Origin of the sequence: Inquilinus sp., from assembly GCF_039594555.1 — a bacterium.
Lineage (GTDB): Bacteria > Pseudomonadota > Alphaproteobacteria > DSM-16000 > Inquilinaceae > Inquilinus.
On record NZ_JBCNNF010000525.1, the window covers coordinates 1 to 4131 of the forward strand.

The 4131-nt window shown below is 67.2% G+C and carries 4 protein-coding genes; 3 read left to right on the forward strand and 1 reads right to left on the reverse strand.

Annotation, left to right across the window (positions count from 1 at the left end; translation table 11 throughout):
* Window positions 1–888: hypothetical protein (locus ABDW35_RS33235; RefSeq protein ID WP_343718130.1), on the reverse strand; the 888-nt coding region annotated here is incomplete at its 3' end.
* Window positions 889–1289: 401 nt separating this feature from the next.
* Here ABDW35_RS33235 and ABDW35_RS33240 point away from each other — a divergent pair.
* The 3 genes from ABDW35_RS33240 to ABDW35_RS33250 form a co-directional block, all read left to right on the forward strand.
* Window positions 1290–2306 (forward strand): LacI family DNA-binding transcriptional regulator, encoded by a 1017-nt coding sequence (locus ABDW35_RS33240; RefSeq protein ID WP_343718131.1) that lies wholly within the window; start codon window positions 1290–1292, stop codon window positions 2304–2306.
* Between the two features lie 58 nt (window positions 2307–2364).
* The gene (locus ABDW35_RS33245) at window positions 2365–3300 is read left to right on the forward strand and encodes a substrate-binding domain-containing protein (RefSeq protein ID WP_343718132.1); all 936 of its coding nucleotides are present in this window, start codon (window positions 2365–2367) and stop codon (window positions 3298–3300) included.
* Window positions 3301–3503: 203 nt separating this feature from the next.
* On the forward strand, window positions 3504–4131 hold a 628-nt coding region (locus tag ABDW35_RS33250), incomplete at its 3' end, for an ATP-binding cassette domain-containing protein (protein ID WP_343718133.1).

Sequence of the window (4131 nt, forward strand, 5' to 3'; positions counted from 1 at the left end):
CAGCACGCCCAGGAACGCCCGGGCGCCTTCGATCTCGACCGAGGGCAGGTCGGCATAGACCTCGCCGCTCAACTGCTGCAGGGCCGATTGCAGCGGGTCCGAGTCGCCGTAATTCAGCAGGTCCAGGCTGTTGTAGACTTGGTCCATGTCGCCGAACAGCGCCGGCGGCGTGGCCCGGTCCAGCGCCCGGCCAATGGCGCCGGCATTGCCGCCGCCGGCCCGCGGCGCATAGGCCAGCGCCTTGTCGCCGATCAGCTGCCGGTTGGTATAGGCGTCCGACGGCAGGAATTGCGGGTTGGCGCAGTTCGGGTCGTTTGACGTGCCGATCAGCAGCGATTGCGGCGTGCCGCCGCTGCCCCAGGGGCCGCCCACCGGGATCGACGGCGGGTTGGCCGGGAAATTCCCCAGGATCGGCGCGCCGGTGCCGGTCAGGATGCAGGTCCCCGCCGGCACGCGGACGATGGTCAGGGAATCCGGCAGATAGGGCAGCGCCAGCTTGTCCTTGATCTCCACCGCCGTCATGCCGCGCACCACGTCCGAGCCGGCGATGAAGCCGCCGACCGGCCGGGTGGTGCCTTCGGTGTAGACCCGGATGTACTGCGTATCGGCCGTGGTCCGCACCACCGCCGCCGCGGCCGAGCTGGCGAAGGACGCGGTCGGCGCGGTGCTGAAGATGTAGGCGTTGGCGTCGGTTCCGGTCCGGACGAAGGGCACGGAGGTGCCGTCCCGGCGGTAGACCAGGCCGGACACCACATCGCCCGGGGGCAGCGGCAGCATCTGCCCCAGGGCCGGGGCGGCGCCTCCGATCGCCAGCAGCACAGAAACAACAGCGGCGGCGCGCCGTCCGGCCTGCCGTGCCCGCGTCGCGGAAAGGGGGATCCTGGCCAAATGAGCCTCCCGAGAGATATGCCGGTCGGCCCGGTCTCTCCCAACCATCAGGTGGAGGAAGGGATCGGACCAAATGCCTAACGAATGCTCTGACTTGTTAATGGATTCCTTTTACGGCTGTACAGGAGAAACTGCAATTTCTTCGGATGTTGATGGAAGAGAATTCAATAAAATTGAAATGTTAATTGACATTAAATTGTTGATTTTGATCTTTGATAGTCGAGATATCTACTCTTTGCTCGCGAATTTCTGTTTCTCTTAAGCGAAATTTCTGTACGAATCTGGAACGCCAGATGCGAGGCGGCATTGGCTCCGCATCCTTCGGATGAACCTCATTTTCGGGCTAGAAACCGGTTTACTAAACCGGTTTCCATGGCTACGGTGCGGTCGAGGAGGCAGGGATGGCGACCATTCGCGACGTCGCGCGGGAGGCGGGGGTTTCACCGGCCACGGTCTCGCGCTACCTGAACGGCAATATCGAGCTTCCGGCGGAGACCGCCGGGCGCATCGATGCCGCGTCGAAGCGGCTGGATTATCGCCCGAACCTGCTGGCCAAGCGCCTCAGCCTCGGCAGCTCGGAGACCATCGGCTTGGTCACGCCCGAGATCGCCAACCCGTTCTTCGCCGCGCTGGCCGCGGCGGCGGAGGACGAGGCGCGGCGTGCCGGCTTCTCCATCCTGCTCAGCAGCACCGGCGGCGACCTGGAGATGGAGGCGGCGAGCATCGACCGGCTGGCGGCGCGCCATGTCGACGGGCTGCTGGTGCTGACCAACCGGGTCGATGACGGCCGCCTGCGCGACCTGATCGACGGCCGCACCGATGTGGTGGTGCTGGACGAGGACGTGCCCGGCGCCGCCGTCACCCGGATCTTCGTCGAGAACGAGGCCGGCGCCCATGACGCCACCCGCCACCTGATCGCCGCCGGCCACCGCCGTATCGCCCATATCGGCGGGCCGGAGCAGCTGCTGAGCAGCCGCGAGCGCTTCGCCGGCTTCGCCCGGGCGATGTCCGAGGCGAGCCTGGCAGTCGAGGATGGGCTGGTCCGGTTCGGCGCCTATGAGCGCGAGTTCGGGCGCGACGCCACCCGGGCGATCCTGGCCGGCAGCCGGCCCACCGCCGTGTTCACCGGCAGCGACTACATCGCCGTCGGCGTGCTGCAGGAGCTGGCGGCACGCGGCCTGTCGGTGCCGGCCGACCTGTCGCTGGCCAGCTTCGACGACATGCCCTTCGCGGACCTTCTCAGCCCGCCGATCACCACCGTGCGCCAGCCGATCGAGGCGCTGGGTCGCCTCGGCATCCGGACGCTGCTGGCGCAGATCCGGGGCGAGGACGTGCCGCCAATCCAGCGCCTGCCCACCGAACTGGTGATCCGCACATCCGTCGGGCCGCCGGCGGGCAGGGCCAAGACGGCAGGCTGATCGCGAGGCCTGCCGCCGTCAGGGATGAAACGCGACAACGACATCACAGGAGAGCTTCATGATCCGACTGAACGCATGGGTTTCCGCCGCGGCGCTGGCCGGCGCGGCGATGCTGGCCGGCGCCGCCCAGGCCGAGACGATCGCGCTGGTGACGATCAATCAGCAGGCGCTGTTCTTCAACCAGATCAACGAGGGCGCGCAGAAGGCGGCCGACGCCGCCGGCGCCAAGCTGGTGATCTTCAACGCCAACAACGTGCCTAGCGCCCAGAACGACGCGATCGAGAACTACATCACCCAGAAGGTCGACGGCATCGTGCTGGTGGCGATCGACGTCAACGGCGTGAAACCGGCGATCACTGCGGCCAAGCAGGCCGGCATCCCGGTGATCGCGGTCGACGCCCAGATCCCGGACGGCGACAACGCCGCCTTCGTCGGCGTCGACAACCTCAAGGCCGGCGAGGAGATCGGCAAGCACACCGCCGACTATGTGAAGCAGAACATGGGCGGCAGCGCCAAGCTCGGCGTCATCGGCGCGCTGAACTCCTTCATCCAGAACCAGCGGCTGGACGGGTTCAAGAAAGCGCTCACGGCGTCGGGCGTGAAGGTCGACATCGTCGACACGGTCGACGGCCAGAACGTCCAGGACGTCGCCCTGACGGCGTCGGAGAACCTGATGACCGCCAACCCCTCGATGACCGCCCTCTACGCCACCGGCGAGCCGGCGCTGATCGGCGCGGTCTCCGCCGTGACCAGCCAGGGCCGCACCGGCGACATCAAGGTGTTCGGCTGGGACCTGACCGCCCAGGCGATCGCCGGCATCGACGCCGGCTGGGTCGCCGCCGTGGTGCAGCAGGACCCGGCGACCGAGGGCAAGGTCGCGGTCGAGAGCCTTTTGAAGCTGAAGAAGGGCGAGAAAGTGCCGGCGATCATCAACGTGCCGGTCACCATCGTCACCAAAGCCAACGTCGACCAGTACCGCGGCATGTTCAAGTAACCCCAGGGCACCATTGAAACTGACCCGTCATCCCGTGCGCAGCGCAGCATGCAATGATGCGCTGCAGACACGGGATCTCCTCGCGATCGAGCGCAGATCCCGTGTCTGCGCAGCGGCACTTCGCGCCGCAGCGCGCACGGGATGACGAGTCAGTATTTTCGCAGGCTGGCATAACCCCGATGCGATCAGTGATGGAGGGACCGTTGGACGAACCCGTCCGCGTCCGCATGAGCGGGATCTGCAAGCGCTACGGCGCGATCCAGACGCTCACCGATGTCGACCTGACCCTGCGCCGCGGCGAGGTGCTGGGGCTGGTCGGCGACAATGGCGCCGGCAAGTCGACGCTGAGCAAGGTGTTGTCTGGCGCCGTGGTCCCGGATGCCGGCACCATCGAGATCGACGGCGCCCCGGTGCGCTTCGACAGCCCGGCCGATGCCCGAAGGCACCATGTCGAGATGGTCTACCAGGACCTGTCGCTGTGCGACACGGTCGACGTCGCCGGCAATTTGTTCCTGGGGCGGGAGCCGCGGCGCGGCATGCTCGGAATGTCCTTCCTCGACAAGGGGCGGATGCATGCGGAAGCGCGGACGATGCTGGACGGGCTCGGCATCCGCATCCCCAACACCTGGCTGAAGGTCGAGAACCTGTCGGGCGGCCAGCGCCAGAGCATCGCCATCGGCCGCGCCGCCTCCTTCGACCCCAAGGTGCTGATCATGGACGAGCCGACGGCGGCGCTGGCCGTCGCCGAGGTCGAGGCGGTGCTGGAGCTGATCCGCACGGTCAGCGCCCGCGGCGTCAGCGTCATCCTGATCACCCACCGGCTGCAGGATC

Bases quoted from the DNA above. Each gene is read 5' to 3' on its own strand.
- ABDW35_RS33240 (WP_343718131.1), top strand. From the start codon at position 1,290: ATGGCGACCATTCGCGACGTCGCGCGGGAGGCGGGGGTTTCACCGGCC.
- ABDW35_RS33245 (WP_343718132.1), top strand. From the start codon at position 2,365: ATGATCCGACTGAACGCATGGGTTTCCGCCGCGGCGCTGGCCGGCGCG.